Origin of the sequence: Enterobacter cloacae complex sp. P14RS (genome assembly GCF_014895895.1) — a bacterium.
GTDB lineage: Bacteria > Pseudomonadota > Gammaproteobacteria > Enterobacterales > Enterobacteriaceae > Enterobacter > Enterobacter bugandensis.
In genome coordinates, this window is record NZ_JADBQM010000029.1 from 1 (window position 1) to 20,859 (window position 20,859).

The 20,859-nt window shown below is 56.9% G+C and carries 13 protein-coding genes; 1 reads left to right on the plus strand and 12 read right to left on the minus strand.

Translation table 11 applies throughout. The annotated features are described in order from the left end of the window. Positions 1-107 precede the first annotated feature (107 nt). On the minus strand, positions 108-1,361 hold the full coding sequence (gene amiC / locus IM295_RS22100) for an N-acetylmuramoyl-L-alanine amidase AmiC (protein ID WP_014885071.1): 1,254 nt from the start codon (positions 1,359-1,361) through the stop codon (positions 108-110). Positions 1,362-1,587: 226 nt separating this feature from the next. On the opposite strand from amiC, the gene argA reads away from it, so the two are divergent. Further along, positions 1,588-2,919 (plus strand): amino-acid N-acetyltransferase, encoded by a 1,332-nt coding sequence (argA, locus tag IM295_RS22105; protein WP_014885072.1) that lies wholly within the window; start codon positions 1,588-1,590, stop codon positions 2,917-2,919. A 21-nt stretch (positions 2,920-2,940) separates the two neighbouring features. On the opposite strand, the gene recD is transcribed toward argA, so the two are convergent. The 11 genes from recD to ptsP form a co-directional block, all read right to left on the minus strand. Continuing rightward, a complete protein-coding gene (gene recD / locus IM295_RS22110) occupies positions 2,941-4,761 on the minus strand; it encodes an exodeoxyribonuclease V subunit alpha (protein WP_045260899.1) in 1,821 nt (606 codons plus the stop codon). Then, positions 4,758-8,300, minus strand: coding sequence for an exodeoxyribonuclease V subunit beta (gene recB / locus IM295_RS22115; RefSeq protein ID WP_193067330.1), 3,543 nt, complete (start codon positions 8,298-8,300; stop codon positions 4,758-4,760). The genes recD and recB overlap by 4 nt, the downstream gene beginning before the upstream one ends. After that, on the minus strand, positions 8,297-11,179 hold the full coding sequence (gene ptrA, locus IM295_RS22120) for a pitrilysin (protein ID WP_193067331.1): 2,883 nt from the start codon (positions 11,177-11,179) through the stop codon (positions 8,297-8,299). The genes recB and ptrA overlap by 4 nt, the downstream gene beginning before the upstream one ends. 263 nt (positions 11,180-11,442) lie before the next feature. Next, positions 11,443-14,817 (minus strand): exodeoxyribonuclease V subunit gamma, encoded by a 3,375-nt coding sequence (gene recC / locus IM295_RS22125; protein WP_049136433.1) that lies wholly within the window; start codon positions 14,815-14,817, stop codon positions 11,443-11,445. A gap of 12 nt (positions 14,818-14,829) precedes the next feature. Further along, positions 14,830-15,153: a prepilin-type N-terminal cleavage/methylation domain-containing protein gene (locus IM295_RS22130; RefSeq protein ID WP_041908385.1), complete on the minus strand. Its 324-nt coding sequence runs from the start codon at positions 15,151-15,153 to the stop codon at positions 14,830-14,832. Beyond that, entirely contained in the window at positions 15,138-15,539 is a 402-nt protein-coding gene (locus IM295_RS22135; protein ID WP_047367465.1) for a DUF2509 family protein, read from the minus strand. The genes IM295_RS22130 and IM295_RS22135 overlap by 16 nt, the downstream gene beginning before the upstream one ends. Then, positions 15,536-16,096, minus strand: a complete 561-nt coding sequence (locus tag IM295_RS22140) for a prepilin peptidase-dependent protein (RefSeq protein ID WP_193067332.1) — start codon at positions 16,094-16,096, stop codon at positions 15,536-15,538. The genes IM295_RS22135 and IM295_RS22140 overlap by 4 nt, the downstream gene beginning before the upstream one ends. Beyond that, complete coding sequence (locus IM295_RS22145; protein WP_069732751.1) at positions 16,087-16,551, minus strand: prepilin peptidase-dependent protein; 465 nt, start codon at positions 16,549-16,551, stop codon at positions 16,087-16,089. Before IM295_RS22145 ends, IM295_RS22140 begins: the two co-directional genes overlap by 10 nt. A gap of 184 nt (positions 16,552-16,735) precedes the next feature. Continuing rightward, positions 16,736-17,530, minus strand: coding sequence for a thymidylate synthase (gene thyA, locus IM295_RS22150; protein WP_047367463.1), 795 nt, complete (start codon positions 17,528-17,530; stop codon positions 16,736-16,738). 6 nt (positions 17,531-17,536) lie between these two features. Next, positions 17,537-18,412: a prolipoprotein diacylglyceryl transferase gene (gene lgt / locus IM295_RS22155; RefSeq protein ID WP_028014284.1), complete on the minus strand. Its 876-nt coding sequence runs from the start codon at positions 18,410-18,412 to the stop codon at positions 17,537-17,539. 192 nt (positions 18,413-18,604) lie between these two features. Then, the gene (ptsP, locus tag IM295_RS22160; RefSeq protein WP_193067333.1) at positions 18,605-20,851 is read right to left on the minus strand and encodes a phosphoenolpyruvate--protein phosphotransferase; all 2,247 of its coding nucleotides are present in this window, start codon (positions 20,849-20,851) and stop codon (positions 18,605-18,607) included. Positions 20,852-20,859 lie beyond the last annotated feature (8 nt).

Here is a 20,859-nt window from a genome sequence, read left to right on the forward strand (position 1 = left end):
AATCCGGCCCCCGCAACCAACACTTCTAAAAACAATAAACACCCTTAAGGGTGTTTTTTTGTATCTGCCGTTTGTGAATTTGCCGGGCATTTCACCCGGCTAAAAACCTACCCGCGCCGCGCCAGCGTCGCCCCGTCTGAGAAATACGCCCGTATCCCCGCCAGAATCGACTCCGCCACCTCCTGCTGGAACTTTGCCGTCTTGAGCTTACGCTCTTCTTCAACGTTACTGATAAACGCGGTTTCTACCAGAATGGACGGGATATCCGGTGCCTTCAGCACCGCAAACCCGGCCTGCTCAACGCTGTTTTTGTGCAGCTTATTGATGTTCCCCAGCTTGCCCAGCACCGCTTTACCAAACTTCAGGCTGTCGTTAATGGTCAGGGACTGCACCATGTCGAACATGGTGTGGTCGACGTAGCGGTCGCCGCTTTTGCTCACGCCACCGATCAGGTCCGAGGCGTTCTGGGTGTCCGCAAGGTATCGCGCCGCGGTACTGGTCGCGCCCTTGGTTGAGAGCGCAAACACCGACGAGCCGCTCGGCTGGCGGCTGGTAAAGGCATCCGCATGGATCGAGACGAACAGATCGGCACGCTGCTTCTGCGCTTTCGCCACCCTCACCTTCAGCGGGATAAAGACATCCTCATTGCGCGTCATGTAGGCGCGCATATTGCCCTCTTTATCAATTAACGCCTTCAGACGACGGGCAATTTGCAGCACCACATCTTTTTCACGCGTATGGTATTTCCCCACCGCACCGGAGTCTTCGCCGCCGTGGCCGGGATCGAGCATGATCACAATCGGACGATCGCGCCCTGCTTTCCCCGGCTGCGGGCCGCTTTGCGCAGGCGGCACCTGACGCTGAAGATCGCCTTTGTTGTAATCCTCCAGCAGGGCGAGAAGCGGATCCTGAATATCCGTCGCATTCGCCGGGTAAAGATCCATCACCAGACGCTCTTTAAACGTCGCGACGGGCGCCAGGGCGAACAGCTGCGGCTTAACGTTCTGCTTAAGCTCAAACACCATGCGCACGGTTTGCGGATCAAACTGCCCGACGCGCGCCGATTTAATAAACGGATCGTCACCGCGGATCTGCGCCGCCATGCCTTTCAGCACGGAGTTGAGGTTCACCCCTTCGAGATCCACCACCACGCGTTCAGGGTTGCTGAGGGCAAATTGCTTATATTTCAGCACGCGATTGGATTCAACCGTCACGCGCGTATAGGTCGACGACGGCCAGACGCGCACCGCCACCACCTGACTCGTGGCGGCAAGACCGACCTGGCTGACGCTAAGCAACCACATTGCCCCGGCCCCTTTTAACAAACGGCGGCGGCTTATTGCTGAATTGGATCCCGACATGCTTCTCCCGAGCAAGAAAACAAACTGATATACAAAAGTGCAGATTGACCGAAAACTTTAACGAATGACGCATAAACTGTCATCTATAAAAGGGTAAACAATCATACGTTAACGCACGGATTACTTATTAATTTCTGTAGGTCGCAGAAAATTTGCACTTGCACACGCGCCCACAATCGAATAAAAATACATAAATTACGAATAAACATTCATTAAGGGTTGTGCCATGGTGAAGGAACGTAGAACCGAACTGGTCCAGGGATTCCGCCATTCTGTTCCCTATATCAACGCCCACCGGGGAAAAACGTTTGTCATCATGCTGGGCGGCGAAGCCATTGAGCATGAAAATTTTTCTAGCATCGTCAATGACATTGGCCTGCTGCACAGCCTCGGGATCCGCCTGGTGGTGGTCTATGGCGCGCGCCCGCAGATCGACGCCAACCTGGCCGCTCACCACCACGAGCCGATTTACCACAAACATACCCGCGTCACGGATGCCAAAACCCTGGAGCTGGTGAAGCAGGCGGCGGGTCTGCTGCAGCTGGATATCACCGCTCGCCTGTCGATGAGCCTGAACAACACGCCGCTACAGGGCGCGCATATCAACGTCGTGAGCGGCAACTTTATCATTGCCCAGCCGCTCGGCGTGGACGATGGCGTGGATTACTGCCACAGCGGCCGCATTCGTCGTATTGATGAAGAGGCCATTCACCGTCAGCTCGACAGCGGTGCCATTGTGCTGATGGGGCCGGTGGCGGTTTCCGTAACCGGTGAAAGCTTTAACCTGACGTCCGAAGAGATTGCCACCCAGCTGGCGATCAAGCTGAAGGCGGAAAAAATGATTGGGTTTTGCTCCTCCCAGGGCGTCGTAAACGATGAAGGGGTGATTGTGCCGGAACTCTTCCCGAATGAAGCGCAGGCCCGCGTTGAAGCGCTGGAAGCCGAAGGGGATTACCACTCCGGCACCGTCCGCTTCCTGCGTGGCGCCGTGAAGGCCTGCCGCAGCGGCGTGCGCCGTAGTCACCTGATCAGCTATCAGGAAGACGGAGCTCTGCTGCAGGAGCTGTTCTCCCGCGACGGTATTGGCACCCAGATTGTGATGGAAAGTGCGGAGCAGATTCGCCGCGCGACCATCAACGATATCGGCGGCATTCTGGAGCTGATCCGTCCGCTGGAACAGCAGGGTATTCTGGTTCGTCGCTCCCGCGAGCAGCTGGAGATGGAGATCGACAAATTCACCATTATCCAGCGCGATAACCTGACCATTGCCTGCGCCGCCCTCTATCCGTTCCCGGAAGAGAAAATCGGAGAAATGGCCTGCGTGGCGGTGCACCCGGATTACCGCAGCTCTTCACGCGGCGAAATGCTGCTTGAGCGCGTGGCGGCACAGGCGCGTCAGATGGGGCTGAGCAAGCTTTTCGTCCTGACGACGCGCAGCATTCACTGGTTCCAGGAGCGCGGGTTCACGCCGGTGGATATTGATTCTCTGCCGGAAACGAAGAAAGAGATGTACAACTATCAGCGCCGTTCGAAAGTGCTGATGGCCGACCTGGGGTAATCCTTTCTTTTCCGGCATCGTTCAGAGGGAGTCAAATATCGCGCTCAGCCCGCTTCGGCGTTCCGTGCGGGTGGCAATCGCCTGTACCAGCACCCGTTCATCGGTATACAGCGACAGGCGCTGACGCGCGCGCGTAATGGCGGTATAGATCAGCTCGCGGGTAACGACGGGGGAAAGCTGTGTGGGCAGGATAAGTGCCGCATGGTTAAACTCAGAACCCTGGGATTTATGCACCGTCATCGCCCAGGCAGTTTCATGCTCGGGCAAACGGCTCGGCTGGAAGGACTTCACGCTACCGTCCGGCATCTGGAACCAGACGCGAAGCCCCTGCCCGCGATCGAGCGCAATCCCGATATCCCCGTTAAACAACCCCAGCGCGCTGTCGTTGCGGGAGATCATCACCGGCCGGCCTTCATACCAGCGCGAGTGCGGAGTACGGTTGATTTTACGCTTTTGCGCCAGCAGCTGTTCCAGCCTGTCGTTCAGGCCGCTGACGCCAAAGGGCCCTTCCCTCAACGCGCAGAGCAGCTGGTATTCGCCAAACGCGGCAATGACCTGCTCCGGCGTGCTTTGCTGCTGTACGCCCGTCAGAAAATGTTGGTACCCCAGCAGGGCGTCATCCAGCATCGCCTGATACTCTTCCCCGGTTTGCAGCGATTTTTTCTCAATATCGGTAAAGGTACCGTCAAATACCGCACAGGTAGCGTGCCGGTCGCCCCGGTTCACCGCCGCCGCAAGCTGACCAATGCCGGAGTCGCTGCCAAAACGGTAGCTTTTTTGCAGTAAACACAGGCTGTCGCGCAGCGCCCCCGCAAGTAAATGGTTCTCAGCCGCGAGCGAACATCCGGTCAGGCGCGCCAGCTCCTCAGCGCGTTCTGCGGTATACCCCAGGCTGGCATAGGTGCAGATATCGCCCAGCACGGCCCCGGCCTCCACGGAGGCAAGCTGATCGCGGTCGCCGAGGAAAATGACGCGCGCGTGCGGCGGCAACGCATCAATCAAACGCGACATCATCGTCAGGTCAATCATCGACGCTTCATCCACCACCAGCACGTCCAGATGCAGCGGGTTACCGGCATGGTAGCGCAGACGCTGGCTACCCGGCTGCGCGCCGAGCAAGCGGTGCAGCGTGCTGGCTTCGTTAGGGAAAAGCGCAAGCCGCTCCCCGGTAAGCGGCAGTTTTTGCAGCGCGCCGCCTAACGACTCCGTCAGACGTGCAGCCGCTTTACCGGTGGGTGCCGCCAGGCGGATACGACACTTTTGCTCACCCGATAACTGAATCAGCGCGGCAAGCAGCTTAGCCACGGTGGTCGTTTTACCGGTGCCAGGCCCGCCCGAAATCACCGATATTCGCCGCGTTAACGCCACTGCTGCCGCCACTTTCTGCCAGTCTGTCTCGTCGTCAGAGGTAAACAGCGTATCCAGCGTTTGCCGGAGCAGTGCTTCATCGCACGGGAGCGGAGCATTGGTCTCGCTGAAAAAGCGCGCCACCGTCAGTTCGTTACGCCACAGCCGGTTCAGATACAAACGTTCACCCGTCAAAATCATTGGCGTACCGGTATCGGCGCTGCTGACGGCGGGAGAGCGGAGTAATATTTCTTGCCAGTCCACTGCCTCACCCAGAAGCGCGAAACACGCCTGTAAAGCCGGCGGCATTTTCTCATCCACCACCAGACGTGAAAGCGGCAGACAGACATGCCCTTCTCCCGCATCTTTACTCAGGATCGCCGCGGCAAGCATGACGGCAGGCTCTTCGCCCGCCACCATCATGGCAAATTGTACGTCCAGGTGGCGAAGTGCACGTTGTTCAATTGCGTCCAGCAGTAGCGCCTGCATCGTCATGCTACTTCCTCCGTGCTTGCAGCAAACAGGTTATCCATCTTTTCAATCAACTCCACAGCCGGACGGGTGCTGAAGATACCCGAACGCGGGTCGTTAGCATCCACGCCGCGCAGAAACAGGTAAATGACGCCGCCAAAATGATCTTCATAGCGATAATCGGCCATGCGATGGCGCAGGTAACGGTGCAGCGCCAGGGTGTAAAGCTGATACTGCAGATCGTAGCGATGCATTTGCATCGCTGAGGCCATCGCCTGCTGGGTATAGGCTTCGCTGTTTGCTCCCAGCCAGTTCGATTTGTAATCCAGCAGGTAGTAGCGACCTTCGTGGCGGAAAACCAGGTCGATAAAGCCTTTCAGCATCCCCTGCACCTGGCGAAAATTCAGCGGCGGACACCCGGCGGATAACGGATCGTACTCGCGGATCAGCGCATCAAGCGCCTCGGCCCTGAGCGGGCTGGCGATGGGAAGGTAAAACTCCATCTCCACCTGCTTATCTTTGGCGGTCAGCTGGCTCAGCGAGATCCCCTGCACCGTGAGCGGCGCGTGCAGAACAGCGCGGATCCATTCAGTGAGAACCGGCTGCCACTGTGCGTCGTAGCCGCCGCTCTGTAACATCTTCAGCACCCACTCTTCTGATACCGGCTGGGTAAAATCCAGCTCTTCAAACAGGCTGTGCAAAAACGTGCCCGGCGAGGCGCCGCGCGGAAACTGATGCGGCGTGAGCGCCGGCTCGACGGGCACGCTCCCGGCCCCAGCGGCATCCACGTCCAGTTTTGGCATCAGATCCTGCGCAATACTCTGTCCGTGCTGCTGTAAACCGGAGTAACTGGTAACGCGCCAGTCGTCAGCGATTGTGCGAGCCACCTCGCGGGCATGCAGCGCTGACTCTCCCTGCTCCGGCGTCTGCCAGCGGCTGCTGTCGGGCTGGGAGGGAATATGCAGGGCAACATGCTCTGAGCAAAGTGATTCGATGCACTGGCGCAGCCCTGCGGCATCTTTAGGCTCGCCGCGCTGAATAAGCCGCCCCAGCGCGCTCAGATGAAAATCACTCTCGCCGCTCTTTTCGCCACGGCGCCGGAACAGCGGCGCGACGCCCAGGGAACAGTGCCAGACCGAACGGGTCAGCGCCACGTATAGCAGGCGCAGGTCTTCCGCGAGACGCTCGGCTTCGGCCAGCTCGACGCTGGACTCCGCATTGCTGAGGTCGAGTACCGCTTCGAACGACTCGCGATCGTGGTAAAAAGCCTGGTCCTGCACGCGATAATTAGCGATAAACGGCAGCCAGACCAGCGGATATTCCAGGCCTTTCGACTTGTGAATGGTGACGATCTGCACCAGATGTTTATCGCTCTCGAGGCGCATCTGCTGGCTGGAGGAATTGCTGTTAGGGTCGGCAATCTGCTGGGCCAGCCAGCGCACCAGAGCATGCTCGCTCTCCAGCTGCGTACCCGCTTCCTGGAGCAGCTCGCTGATGTGCAAAATATCGGTCAGACGGCGCTCGCCGCCCGCTGTCGCCAGCATGTTTTCCGCAATGTGACGATGTGCCATGAGCTCGCGCACCATCGCCATCACGCCGCGCTTCTGCCATTTTTCACGGTAGCGCACAAACTCTTCTACCACAGCATCCCACGCGAATTCGTCAGTATTAAGCGCATCAATGTCACGCGCGTTCAGCCCGAGCATCGCGCTCGCTAAGGCGCTGCGGAGCGTGCTTTCACGCTCCGGGGCCAGCACAGCCTGCAGCAGCCATAGCATCTCGAGGGCTTCCAGCGTTTCAAAAACGCTGTCGCGGTTGGAGAGGTAGACGGACGGTATATTCAGTAGCGTCAGGGCGTCGCGGATAAGCGCGGCCTCCTGACGGCTGCGCACCAGCACCGTGATATCAGATGCCTTTACCGGGGCTGGTTTATCCTCCTTCCACAGCAGCGCATCGCCGCGCGCGCCTGCGCTGAGCCAGTCCCTAATTTGCGCCGCACAGTGCTGGGCCATAGCATTTTGATAGTCCGCGACGCCCCAGCCTTCCCCGTCAAGTAGCCAGAAGTTCATGGCTGGCTGAGTTTCGCCATTAACCTCGAAGCGCAACGCGGTATTTTTAGGGGCGAACTTGACCGGCTGGAAAGGGATCTCCCGGAACATAAACGCCGTATCCATGCGGCTGAAGAGCGCATTGACGCTTTCCACCATGCCGGGAGAAGAGCGCCAGTTGGTGTCGAGCGTGTAGTGCGCGTCAACCTCGCTACGGGCTTTCATGTAGGTAAAAATATCCGCACCGCGGAAGGCGTAAATGGCCTGCTTAGGATCGCCGATTAACAACAACGCGGTGCCGGGCTGCTGGCGCCAGATACGGCGGAAAATGCGGTACTGCTGTGGGTCGGTGTCCTGAAATTCGTCAATCATTGCCACCGGGAAGCGGGTGCGAATCGCAGCGGCAAGCGCTTCGCCATTTTCACTGCACAGCGCCGCATCAAGTCGGCTCAGCATATCGTCGAACCCCAGTTCGCCCCGGCGACGCTTTTCACGCGCGACGGCGTCGCGGATCTCCGTCATGGCGCGAGTGATCATCAGATCGTTGAGCGTCAGGGGCTCCGCCAGCAGGGTTTCAATCGCCAGAAACAGGGGATGTTCAGGCACGATACCGTCGGCTTTGGTCCGCTCAACCAGGAAACGCCGGGAGAATTTCTCCAGCGCATCCGGGAGCTGGTAACTGCGCGTCTCTTCCTGCGCCCACGCGCTGATCTTTTCGATCCATTTGCCCTGGTTGCCGCGGTTGAACTTGCGGCGGTCAATCCCGGAATTTTCGAGGATGGCGTCAATCTCGCCGACTGACTCCATCCACTTTTGCTTGATGTCAGCAATTTTCGCGATGATTTTTTCATGGCGCGAGGCCAGGGTTTCATCCGCCGGGGGCGGAGATTTGATGACCGGCGCTTCCCCCTGAAGATAACGATCGATGGCGCGCAACAGTGCTTCGGGCCCCTTCCACAACGCATGTACCGCTTCCGCAATATCCCGCTGTAACGGATAGCAGTGGCGACGCCAGAAATCCGCGCAGGCCTGATAGCGAAGCACGGATTCATCTTCAATAAGCTGTTGCTCAAACAGCATGCCGGATTCAAACGCATTCAGGCTCAGCATGCGCTGGCAAAAACCGTGAATGGTGAAGACGGACGCTTCGTCCATCTGCCTTTCTGCGAGGAGCAGCCACTGGGCTGCCTGTTGCTTATCGGCAATCTCTTTCAGAAGGCTCGCGTATAGAGGGTTATCCGTGCTCTGGCGCAGACAGGCGATGCGCAGTTCGTGGATATTGGTCCGAATACGGCCGCGCAGCTCAGCGGTGGCAGCCTCGGTAAAGGTAACGACCAGCAGCTCTTCAACGCTCAAAGGACGAGGAAAAGCGGCGTTACCGCCAAGCCCTAACAGCAGGCGCAGATAGAGCGCGGCGATGGTGAAGGTTTTTCCCGTTCCCGCTGAGGCTTCAATCAATCGTTCACCCTGCAGAGGTAAACGTAAGGGATCAAGGGACTCAGCGGTATCGGTCATTCTTTCTTACTCCAGGGCATAGATTGCTGCAACACGCTGACGCTCTTCCAGACTTTCCAGCCTTTCGGGTTCACGTAGTCCGTTTTCCCGTTCTGGCTACCGGAAACCTGAGACAGGATAGTGATGCCCTGCGGCTTAATCACGGCCTGATGGAAGAAATCGGCAGCCTTCTGCGGCGTCAGCTGTTTTATCTCGGCCACTACTTTATCACGCGAATCAAATTTCAGATTACCGCGATCGAAATCTTTGCTCAGCTGCGACGCCTCTTCGCCCAGCGTCTGCGGCGGCTGCATCACCTGAGCGATGACGGCCTGCTGGATCTGAGCAAACTCTTCCGGCTTCATGGCCCGCAGTTTTGCTTCCACCTGCGGGAAGAACGCCTGATAGCGGTGCCAGAGATAGGCCGGCTGTTTGTCGCTGCTTTGCAGCAGGAAGCCCAGCCCCCATTGACGCCCCACGTTCATTGAGAAAGCAAATACCGCATAGCCAAGCTGCTCTTCTGTGCGCAGCTGGTTATAGAACCACGGCTGAATAATCTGACCCAGAACGGCGCTCTGCGCAGAGCTTGCGAATTCATCATAGCCCGTTGGCACAAACACCGCGGCCAGCGCGGAATCGGTGCTGCTGCCCGCTTTTTCAAAGATCACATTCTGTTTTTTCTCAACCAGCACGTCCTGGTTACGGCACCACTCGTCCCCTTTCGAACCGAGCTGCGTGCGAACATTTTCTGCCAGCGTTTTGGCCTGATCTTCGCTCATGTTGCCGACGATAAGAAACTCCGGGCGCGTGTTAGTTTTTAGCGAGTCACGGTAAGCCAGCACCTCTTTTAATGAGATTGATGGCAGCAAGGCGCGGCGTTCTTCACGCTGGAAATAAGGTATTTGCGACAGCATTTGTGCCGGCATAAGCGCCTGATCGTAAGCTTTGCCCTTTTCTGCAGAATCCATCATCTGCGCATACCAGGATTTAGCCTGCTCAAGCTGCTCTTCCGTTGGCGTGTAGCTGAAGTAACCCTCGAGCAGTGCCTTGAAAAGCTGAGGCAGACGCTGAGTATAGCCATTTGCATTAAGCATCAAACCGTTGTTGGCGTTGGTGGAGAAACTGATCCCGCCCACGGCCGCCTGGTTGCTGAGCTGATCGAGCGCGATACCGGCCAGATAGTCATTGAGCGCGAACATCACCTGATTTTTGGCGCTGTTCATCGCTTTCGGGTTACGCAGGACCACGCTGACATCGGCCTTTGGCTCGCTCGCAAAATAACGGCTTGGGGTATACACCACGCGAAGCGTCGGTTCATCAATAATGAGCTCCGGGTGCGGATAATCCTTAGTCGTTTTGATCAGCGAGAAATCATCCGGGATATAGGGGTTCAGCTCCGGCAGCTTCAACGCAATCTCACCGGCCTTCTTCTGCCAGTCGGCGAAGGTCTGGTCGCTGATTTTGTCTACCTGATAAGGGGCATCAACAAAGTATGCCGTCTTGTTATGCGGTTCGTTCGGGCTGATGTACCAGATGCGGGCATTTTGCGGCGTCATCATCGCCAGGCGCGCTTTTACCGCCTCGGCATCATAACGATCGGCAATATTGACCGCGTCGAGCGTGTGCGCCACCGGCACGCGGATCATGGTATCCGCCAGCCACTCCACGTAATCCATATCGCGGGTAATGGACGGGTAACGGAAATCGAGATCCAGCACGTGCGCCAGTTCATCAAAATAGCGCTTATCGACGCCTTTCTCGCGCAGTAAAGAGAGGTAGCTAAAGATAGCCGCCACCACTTCATCACGGTTGGCCTGACCTTTGTCGGTCAGGGTGGCGGAGATCGCCAGCACGCCGCTGTTGCCGTTTACCACGGGATCGGAATCGGCGCGGATCCCTTCCACCAGCCCCTGTTTTTGCAGCCAGTCAGATAAGGTTCCCGGGCTGCGGTTACCAATCAGGTAGGTCACCAGCTCGTCGGTTTTACTGCGAAACTGGGCTGTGTTGTTATCAATGCGGAACTCAACGCGCAGCACTTTGCGGGGCATGGCAGGGACGTAGTGGATGACGATCCCTTTTTGCGCGTCCGTGACAACCGGTACGTCTATCTTCGGCAGGTCAATATTTTTATTCGGCACCCGGCCAAACGTTTGTGCCGCCAGTCCGGCAAGCTCCGGCAACGGTTTGTTGCTGTAAATAACCGCCTTCATCAGGTTGGCGGAGTAGTATTTGTCACGAAACGCATGCAGGGCGTCAATGACCGGGCTTCCCGGTTTATCGCTCAGCGTCTCCAGGTTACCGCCCGAGAAACGTGAGCCCGGATGCGCCGGGTTGATGGTCTCGGCGCTGACCTGCGCCATACGCATACCGTCCCGGGTACGGGCCAAGGTCAGCTCCGCATTGACGGCATTGCGCTCGCGGTCGGCGTATTTTTTATCCAGCAGCGGCGCGGCGATAGCATCGGCAAGACGATCAACCGCCCCTGCCAGCGCGTCATTTTCGACTTCGAGATAAAAGGCCGTGCGGTACGGTGCCGTGCTGGCGTTGTGGCTGCCGCCGTGCATTTTCAGGAATTCTGAAAGGCTATCCGGCTGCGGATATTTTTTAGAGCCCATCAGCGTCATGTGTTCGAGGTAATGCGCCAGCCCCGGATGCGCCTCAGGATCTTCCAGCGATCCAACCGGCACCACTAACGCCGAGAGGGATTTCACCGCCTGCGGATCGGAAACCAGCAGCACGGTCATACCGTTATCAAGGCGGATAGCCTGATACTGACGGGTATCTTTTTCGCTCTTACGGATAGTTTCCTGAACGGGTTGCCAACCGGAGTCTGCCTGAGTGACGGGAGCCCAAAGGGCGACAAACAAAACAAACGCTTTGAACAAGGTGCTGCCTGGCATTACGACCTCTTTATCACGGCTATCCCGTCATACTTCAAGTTGCATGTGCGTCGGCTGCATGCGTTCACCCCAGTCACTTACTCATGTAAGCTCCCGGAGATTCACGCCCTTGCCGCCTTCCTGCAACTCGAATTATTTAGGGCAAACATCATTAACAAACTGCGTGCTGGACACGCCAACATCTCTTTATTTAGGTACATCAGTCCGTGATAAGAAGTGCATCATAAATGAACACCCCATGCTGCGCAATTTTTATACAGCGCTCAGGACTGATTAAACTTAAACAACGGTAACAGGTAGCGCTGTGCCTCTTCCGTAATAGCCTCGAAGTATTCTGGTTCAAGCGTTCGCCATAGACGTTGATACCAGACATCCTCACCTTCACCGCGTACCATCATGTTTCCTTCATAGGCCTGCATAAATTTACTGCGCGCTTTCTGCAGCGAAGCCTCATCCGTTAACATCGCATCATTCTGCGCGTCATAACAGGCTTTTATCCACGCACCGCCACTTTCGGGCAGTAACAGGAGGGGTTTGTTCATTCCCTGAAGATAGCCCTCAATATACAAGGACAGATAGCGTAACGCCTGTTCTGCCTCCATGGGTGGGAAGCGCCATTCGCCCTCTTTGCGCACGAAGATCCGGCTTTCACCTTTATTCCCACCCGCACTGTAGACAAGATGTTCCAGCCAGAGTTGCAATCCTTGTGAAACGCTGAGCAGAGAAGGCCGCCAGCGCAGTAGCCCATCTGGCTGAACCTGGGTTAGCCAGCCCGTGAGCTGTATGCCCTTGCAGCTGAGATCGATTTCGATGCTGTGTCCGGGCTGGCGGTGCTCCCTGACGCGCTCCGCCAGAGCGGTCATCTCCTGGCACTGCGCCTCCCAGACGATTTCCCCAAACGCACCGTAAGGTAGTTGCCCTGCGGCACGGTAGCGGCGGTAAAGTTTGTCTGCATCTTCCTCTTCAACCAGCGCATTAAGCAGCTGGAGGTTTAGCTGATAGCGCTCCAGTCCTTCCAGAGTAAAGGGTTCTGCATCAGGAATTTCGCTCTCTTCAGAGCGGAAGTTGACCTGTAATCGCTGCTGGAAGAAGGCGCGCACCGGATGCGCCCAAAACCGCTGAAGCTGTTCGAAAGTCAGAGTGTTAATGGGCAGCGGATCAAGCGGCTGAATAAAATCCGTATGGGCTCTCCCCTCTTTTTTCGCTGCTGGCAGCCATTCGCGGGCATAGCTCTGCTGTTCGCTGACAATATAGTTTACCGGGTCAAACGGCATGCGGCTGTGGATACAGGTAATGTGCGCCTTCACCCGCTGCTCGCTTTCGTCGCAGTTAAGCGCCTCATCCCCAGCCAGATAGTGGCTCTGGCCGATATAGTCCACCAGTTCCTGCACCAGAACGGAGGGGAAGCGCTCGCTGTTGTCCTGAATGGAACGCCCGATATAGCTGATATAGAGCTTACTTTGAGCGGAGATGAGCGCTTCAAGGAAGAGATAGCGGTCATCATCACGACGGCTACGGTCCCCCCGCTTTGGATCTGCGTTCATCAAATCGAACCCCAGCGGTGCCAGGGCCCGAGGATAAACACCGTCGTTCATGCCGAGCAGGCAGACCACCTTAAAGGGAATTGAGCGCATTGGCATCAGGGTACAGATATTGATGGGGCCTGCCAGGAAACGCTGGCTGATTCGCTCCTGGTCAAGGCGCTGCGTCAACTCATCTCTCAGCAGCGACAAAGGAATCGCTTCGCGATAGTGGGAATTCACGCCCTCGTCAACGATAGCCTGCCACTGCGTTTCAATGAGCGCCATCGCCGCTTCGGTGTCGTTGTCTGGCAGGAAGAAATCATTAAGTAACGCCCTGCACACCGGGAGCCACTCTTCAAGCGGACGCGGCTGCATTAGCTCACGGCGCCAGCGGTTAAGCTGCATCAGCAGAGAAGCTAAATGCCCTACCAGGTCAGCAATCAAACCGCTGGACTCATCGTAAGGCAGCACTTCGTTCCACTCGCCCTGGCTGCTCTCCATGGCGTAGCCCAGCAGCATACGCGTCAGGCCAAACCGCCAGGTATGCTGGCCGGTTGGGGGAAGCTCGAACTCCTGGACGTTATCGTCATCGATGCCCCAGCGAACGCCTGATTCGTTTACCCACTGGCGAAGATAGCGCAGCCCTTCTTCATTGATGTTGAAGCGGGCTGCCAGCACGGGAACATCCAGTAACGCCAGAACATCTTCGGAGATAAACCGGCTATCCGGCAGTGAAAGCAGGGTGATAAATGCCTGCAATGCCGGGTGCGACTGACGGGCACGACGGTCAGAGATGGCGTAAGGCAGATATCGCTCACCCGTCGCACTGCCGAAGACGGCCTGAATAAAGGGACTGTAGCTGTCGATGTCCGCCACCATCACCACGATATCGCGCGGCGTCAGTTCAGGGTCGTCCTGCAGCATCGCCAGCAGTCGATCGTGAAGCACTTCGACCTCACGCTGCGGGCTATGACAAACATGGATCGTGATACTGCGATCCTCAGCGTCCAGCTTCCGCTTGCTGTCGCTGCGCTCAAACTCTTTCGCCGTCACGCCCATGACGGCGCGGTTCTCCAGATCCAGAATATCTAACTGAATATTATGCAGCAGACTATCCGGGGCGATCTCGACAAAGGCGTCAACGTCACCTTCGCCTGATGACGTAATATCGGAGAGCATGTGAATGTAATCACGCCCCAGCTTCCCCCATGAGGCAAGCAGTGGATTGGGCAGGTTCTGGATGCCGTCTTCATCAAAAAGTTGCCCGGCAGTCGAGCCGTCTTTAAACAGCGGGACGGATCGTTCTTCAAAAAGGCGCTTTCGCTGGCGAGTCACCAGCCGCGCAAGCCAACGTTCGTCGAGGATATCCCCCCAATACTGTCGGCAAGGGTTGGTGAACAAAATATGAATATCGATATGTTTACCCAGCGCATTCAACGCTTTCAGATAAACAGGCGGTAATGCGGATATCCCACAGATAAAAACGCGTGACGGCAGTCGGGCTGGACGCGCCGACGCATTCTCGAGTATTGAGATAAACCGATCGTACAGGTTGGCACGGTGCCACTTAGGCTGCCCAAGTTTCTCCGTATGCTCGACCAGCGCTTTCCAAAGCGGTGCCTGCCATATTTGCGCCTCCGGTAACCCTTCAACCAGTTCGCCCGCTTCCCAGCGAATTAACCAGTCAGAACGGTAAACAAGGTATTGGTCGTAGAGATCGGCGGTGCGCGACGCCAGCTGGAACAGCTTGCGCTTATCGGTATCGTCATTAAGGTAGTGGCGCAGCATGGCGAATTCATCGTGCTGGAGCATCTCCGGCAGCAGCGCCATCAGCTTCCAGCTCATGCCCTGCTTGTTGAAGGCGCTCTGCTCGGGGATGTCCGGTAACACGCGAACAAACATCTCCCAGATAAAGCTCGCGGGCAGCGGGAAATCAATATTCGCGGCAATGCCAAACTTACGGGAAAGCGACATTTGCAGCCACTGTGCCATACCGGTGCTCTGCACCAGCACCATTTCAGGCTCAAAAGGATCGTCGAGCCGCTCGCGCTCAACGATAAATTCCATCAGTGCTTCCAGCACATCCAGACGATTTGAGTGGTAGACCCTTAACATAGACGCTCCCGACTACTGGCTAACCGGGCAATGCAGACGCGTTATTTCACCGCGTCGCCCCAGAGGAGAAATAAGTGTAACCGTGATGCTGACACATCCTGCGTGCGTTGTCTGCACCCGACTGGCCTGCCAGCCTGCGGGCAGAACATTTGTTGAGAGCTGAGCCTGATTCCAGGCGTGGTGCCAGAGCTGACGATACTGGTTAAACTGCGTAAACCGCGCCGCCAGCGCCCGATGATAACCGGCCAGTGCCGTGACGATGATGACCAGCAGCATCATCGCCAGCAGAACCTCAACCATGCTAAATCCTTTTTCTTTGCTTACGGCAGCTGGCATAGCGAACGTTCCTTTAGTGGGCAAAAATCACTCCAGCCGTGAGGCGAAAAGCGAATATTACCGTCAATAATCTCTCCTGAACGCCAGAGCAGCAGGTCGTTGACTCCGGCAATCAGTAAAACAGTGGTCTCACTCAGCCGCCGCAAACACACTTGCCACGCGGGTGCCTTTTTGCACTGGACTTCAGGATCGGGTGACCAGCTCTGAACGCGTCCCCACTCAAGCGCTGACTGTACAGAAGCCTGCTGCTGCAGCGAACGGCTCTCACCGCCAACGAGCGCGCTGAACGTTGTCAGCTGCTGGTTAAGGCCGGTGAGGATCAGCGTACCAAGCACCAGTAAAAGTAGAACCAGCGCCAGCGAAGACATACCGCGTTGACGGTTCACAGGTTGTACCCCGTGACCGTATACAAAGCCTGATAAGGCTCTCCTTGATCGCCGTTGCGCAGGGCGGACAGTTCGATATTCAACTCCGGCGCAAACCCGGCGTGTGTTACTTTCCTCACCACAAAATGCGCGATGGCGAGCCTGTCCGGGTCCGTGAGCTTTTCCCATCCCTGACCTTCACACGAGGTTGCCCCACGAAGCGTTTCCAGCGCGCCCGATTCCAGACGAAAACCGGTGCTGTCGTTTTCTGATGCACTGCGGTCCCAGCGACCGTTACTGTTGGCATCCCACCGAACAATGACGCAGCTGCCCTGCCTTGCGATCGCCAGCCCTTGCCCCTGGCAGTTCCCCGCACAGTAACCCGCACGCTGAAGCTGTTTGCCGAGAGCAAACAGGCGCTGCCAGACCTCTTCTTCCAGCTCTCTCTGGCCGGATTGCAGTAATACCGCCTGCTGCAATCCGGGTAGAAAGCGCGATGCGCCAATCAACAACAGGCTACTGATGGCCGTAGCAATCAGAACTTCTGTCAGCGAGAAACCGCGTTGTCTCATCGACATGATCCTCCTTGTGAGACCTTACACATTCTGATGCGCCCTCCGTCTGAGACCAGGATAAGCCATTCTCCGGCACGGCTTTGCAGGCGTATCCGCCCTGCCCATGCCGTATCCCTTAACCCATAGAACCCTAATGAAGGTGTGACCTCGCTCACCGCGACCTCTGGCCAGAGTGGAATCAGAACAAAGGGGCTGCCTTTCTCACAGCCTTGCACGGGAGAGCTCACCAGACACTCTGTCTCCCCCAACCGCTGAAGGCTAATTTGATGGTCGCGGTTGTAGCGGTTGGCATGGTTGCGCAGAAACACCAGATAGTCGCGCACCTGGCTGGCGGTTTGCCACAGCCGCTGCTGCCGCTGCCAGCTGTCCCAGCCGTACAGACCTGAGGCGCTGAGTATGACAACCAGCGAGACTGCCACCAGCGTTTCGATAAGCGTAAAGCCGTTCTCTTTTTTCATGCGGGAAGTGTGGCGATTCGCCGTGGGCGTGGCGAGCGGTGAATAATGTTTTTACGAGGCGTTATCCGAAGTATCAGGAGAGTTGCAGCGCGTTGCACGTTTTCTGGATAACGCCTCGGAAAATGGAATAAAGACGAAAAAAAACCGGCGCTAAACAGCACCGGTTATGTCACGCTTTACCGCATCAGATAGCGACGGGCGCTTTGATACCAGGGTACGGGTCGTAGCCCTCAATCTCAAAATCATCAAAGCGGTAATCGAAGATCGATTCCGGTTTGCGTTTGATAATCAGCTTCGGCAACGCGCGCGGTTCACGAGTGAGCTGAAGATGCGTCTGTTCCATATGATTGCTGTAAAGATGGGTGTCCCCACCTGTCCAGACGAAATCACCCACTTCCAGGTCGCACTGCTGCGCCATCATGTGGACTAACAGCGCATAGCTGGCAATGTTAAACGGCAGGCCGAGGAACACGTCACAGGAGCGCTGGTAGAGCTGGCAGGAGAGCTTGCCGTCTGCGACATAGAACTGGAAGAACGCGTGGCACGGAGCCAGCGCCATTTTGTCCAGCTCGCCCACGTTCCAGGCGGAAACGATGATTCGGCGCGAGTCCGGATCGTTTTTCAGCTGGTTCATCACGGTGGTGATCTGGTCAATATGGCGGCCATCAGGCGTTGGCCATGCGCGCCACTGCTTGCCGTAAACCGGGCCCAGGTTGCCGTTTTCATCTGCCCATTCGTCCCAGATGGAGACGTTATTTTCGTGCAGATACGCAACGTTAGTGTCGCCTTGCAGGAACCAGAGCAGTTCATGAATGATCGAGCGCAGGTGGCAGCGCTTCGTCGTCACCAGAGGGAAGCCTTCTTGCAGATTGAAGCGCATCTGGTGGCCAAAAATGGAGAGCGTACCGGTACCGGTACGGTCGTTTTTCGGCGTGCCCTCATCGAGCACTTTTTTCATCAATTCAAGATACTGTTTCATGGTTCCTCAGGAAAGTTGTTGCTGTGGACGACGACGATACGCCCAAATCATCATAATGGCACCCGCGACAATCATCGGAATGGAGAGGATCTGCCCCATGCTGATGTACTGTACCCATTCGCCGGTAAACTGCGCATCCGGCTGGCGGAAGAATTCAACGATGATGCGGAACGCGCCATAGCCAATCAGGAACAGTCCGGAAACAGCTCCCATCGGGCGCGGCTTGCGAATAAACAGATTGAGGATGATAAACAGCACCACGCCTTCCAGCGCCAGTTCATACAGCTGGGACATATGACGCGGCAGCACGCCGTAGGTATCGAAAATGGACTGCCACTCCGGGTGCGACGGCAGCAGGGCGATATCTTCCGCGCGGGAGCCCGGGAAGAGCATCGTGTACGGTACGCTTGGATCAACGCGGCCCCACAGCTCACCGTTAATAAAGTTGCCCAGACGACCCGCCCCCAGACCAAACGGGATCAGCGGTGCGATAAAATCTGACACCTGGAAGAAGTTGCGTTTGGTGCGTTTGGCAAAAATCACCATCACCAGGATCACCCCAATCAGGCCCCCGTGGAAGGACATGCCGCCGTCCCAGACGCGGAACAGGTAGAGGGGATCGTTCAGGAACACCGGGAAGTTATAGAACAGTACATACCCAATACGGCCACCGAGGAACACGCCGAGGAAGCCCGCGTACAGCAGGTTTTCAACTTCGTTTTTGGTCCAGCCGCTGCCAGGACGGCTGGCGCGACGGCCCGCGAGCCACATGGCAAAAATAAAGCCCACCAGGTACATCAGACCGTACCAGTGAAGCGAAACAGGTCCTACTGAGAAAATGACCGGATCAAACTCCGGAAAATGCAGATAACCACTGTTCATCTGTCACCACAAGATGTTGTTATTCCGCTGAAAGTGGACAGCGGTAGACATGCGATTCTGCCTTAAGCAGAGGCTCCAAAGTTGCGAATCATAGCATAAGGCGGGCGCGGAGGATGCGCCAGAGATGTAAAAGATGTGTATAGGTTTTTGTGCGCACTGGCGCCCTCTCCACAAGGAGAGGACGAAAGACGATTAGCGACCACCGCGGATCAGGCCGCCCATACCGCGCCGTTCCATAAATGCCGCCACCTGGTGACGAACCTCTGCGGCCAGCTGCGCCTCAAGGCTGCGCTCAGCCAGCTCGCGGGCATCATTGATGTCGATATGCCGCAACAAATACTTCACGCGCGCTACTGCGCGGCCGTTCATTGACAGATGGCGATACCCCAGACCAATCAGGATCGCGACACACATCGAGTCTCCGGCCATTTCACCGCACAGGCGGAGATCAACACCGTACTGTTCAGCCTCACGGGCAATCATCGCCAGCGCGCGAATGATCGCCGGGTGCAGGCTATCGTATATACTGGCGACGCGGGTGTTGTTCCGGTCGACGGCCAGAATATATTGCGTCAGGTCGTTGGTACCGACAGAGATAAAATCAACGCGATTTGCCAGCTGCGGCAGCATAAAGACCATAGATGGCACTTCGAGCATGACGCCGATCCGTGGTTTCGGGATCGCATAGCCAATCATCTCTTCCACTTCACGACCAGCACGTTCGATCAGGCGCCGCGCTTCGTCGATTTCATCTATGCTGGTTACCATCGGCAGCAGGATACTGAGATTGCCCGTCGCGGCGTTGGCGCGCAGCATCGCGCGCACCTGGATCAGGAAGATCTCCGGCTGATCGAGCGTAATACGGATCCCGCGCCAGCCCAGACACGGGTTCTCTTCGCTGATGGGCATATACGGCAGCTGTTTATCCGCCCCGACATCCAGGGTTCGCAGGGTGACAGGCTTGTCGTTGAACATCTGCAACATCCCCTGATACTGCGCCACCTGCTCCTCTTCGGAGGGGAAACCGCTCTGCAGCATGAAGGGGATTTCAGTGCGGTATAAACCGATCCCGTCGATGCGGCTGCCAAGCTTCTCTTCGTGCTCGGGGCTTAAGCCGGCGTTGAGCATGACTTTGATCCGCTCTCCGCTTTTCAGCTGCGCGGGCAGGTTAACGTCATCTTCCGCCAGCTTGCTTAATTCATTCTCTTCGCTGATGAGACGCTGATATTCCTGGAGCAGAACCGGCTCAGGATCGACCAGCAGTTCACCGCGGTAACCATCAACCACCAGCGTGCGGCGGTGCAGCACCGAGGGCTGAATATCCGCCCCCATAACGGTAGGGATACCGAGCGCGCGCACCATAATGGCGGCATGGGAGTTCGCTGCACCATCACGTACGACAACCCCAGCGAGTCTGTCCTGCGGCAGCTCGGCCAGCGTTGTTGCCGAAAGTTCATCGGCCACCAGCACAAACCGTTTTGGCCAGGCATTCGGCCCCTGAATAGTATCATCGAGGTGGAACAGCAGGCGCTGTCCCAGCGCGCGGAGATCTCCCGCCCGCTCTTTCAGATAACCGTCGGTCAGGGCAGCGAACTGCTCGGCAAATTTTTCGATGACCTTTTTAACCGCCCACTCCGCGACTGCGCCTTTATCAACCTCAGCAAAAAGCTCACGGCGCAGACGCGCGTCGGAAAGCAGGTGCGAGTAGAGGTCGAAGATGGCCGCCGTCTCTTTTTGCGCACCAGCGGCAAAGCGCTTGCTGTAGCGACGGAACTCATTGGCCGCCTCTTCCAGCGCGGCGGTAAGACGCTCGCGCTCCAGCGCTTCATCAAGCGTAGAGGCTTCGTAGACCTGCTCCATCAATGGCAGCGTGGCGTCCATCCAGCCTTCCGCAATCGCCACCCCTGGCGATGCCGGAAGGGCGCGAATGCGCGTATGGCGGTACTGACCAAAGAGCGCAGCAAGCTGAGACTGAGAGAGGATCGCCGCCATCTGTGTCGCCAGCGTGACGAGGAAGGACTCTTCGCTTTCATCATACTGACGCAGCTCGCGCTGCTGGACGACCAGCACACCGAGTAGCTGACGACGCTGAATAATCGGCACACCCAGAAACGCGCGGAAGCGTTCTTCTTTTACGGAAGGGATGTATTTAAAGCTGGGGTGTTTTTGAGCGTCGGCAAGGTTGATAGGTTCAGCCAGCCGCCCAACCAGACCGACAATACCTTCATCAAATGCGAGCGTTACGGTGCGCCCCCGCGGCTTTTTCAAACCGCGGGTCGCCATCAGGTAATAGCAGCGCCGATCGTGGTCGGCCAAATACACCGAACAGACCTCGGTCTCCATCGCAAGACAGATGTCAGTGACCAAAATATTCAGCGCCTCGTTGAGGCGCGGAGCGCTGGCCACCTTCTCGACTATTTCTCGCAAGCGGGTGAGCATGATTTGCG

Excerpts from the sequence above, each read along its gene's own strand:
- amiC (WP_014885071.1), bottom strand. The coding sequence starts at position 1,361 with ATGTCGGGATCCAATTCAGCAATAAGCCGCCGCCGTTTGTTAAAAGGG.
- argA (WP_014885072.1), top strand. The coding sequence starts at position 1,588 with ATGGTGAAGGAACGTAGAACCGAACTGGTCCAGGGATTCCGCCATTCT.
- recD (WP_045260899.1), bottom strand. The coding sequence starts at position 4,761 with ATGACGATGCAGGCGCTACTGCTGGACGCAATTGAACAACGTGCACTT.
- recB (WP_193067330.1), bottom strand. The coding sequence starts at position 8,300 with ATGACCGATACCGCTGAGTCCCTTGATCCCTTACGTTTACCTCTGCAG.
- ptrA (WP_193067331.1), bottom strand. The coding sequence starts at position 11,179 with ATGCCAGGCAGCACCTTGTTCAAAGCGTTTGTTTTGTTTGTCGCCCTT.
- recC (WP_049136433.1), bottom strand. The coding sequence starts at position 14,817 with ATGTTAAGGGTCTACCACTCAAATCGTCTGGATGTGCTGGAAGCACTG.
- IM295_RS22130 (WP_041908385.1), bottom strand. The coding sequence starts at position 15,153 with ATGCCAGCTGCCGTAAGCAAAGAAAAAGGATTTAGCATGGTTGAGGTT.
- IM295_RS22140 (WP_193067332.1), bottom strand. The coding sequence starts at position 16,096 with ATGTCGATGAGACAACGCGGTTTCTCGCTGACAGAAGTTCTGATTGCT.
- IM295_RS22145 (WP_069732751.1), bottom strand. The coding sequence starts at position 16,551 with ATGAAAAAAGAGAACGGCTTTACGCTTATCGAAACGCTGGTGGCAGTC.
- thyA (WP_047367463.1), bottom strand. The coding sequence starts at position 17,530 with ATGAAACAGTATCTTGAATTGATGAAAAAAGTGCTCGATGAGGGCACG.
- lgt (WP_028014284.1), bottom strand. The coding sequence starts at position 18,412 with ATGAACAGTGGTTATCTGCATTTTCCGGAGTTTGATCCGGTCATTTTC.
- ptsP (WP_193067333.1), bottom strand. The coding sequence starts at position 20,851 with ATGCTCACCCGCTTGCGAGAAATAGTCGAGAAGGTGGCCAGCGCTCCG.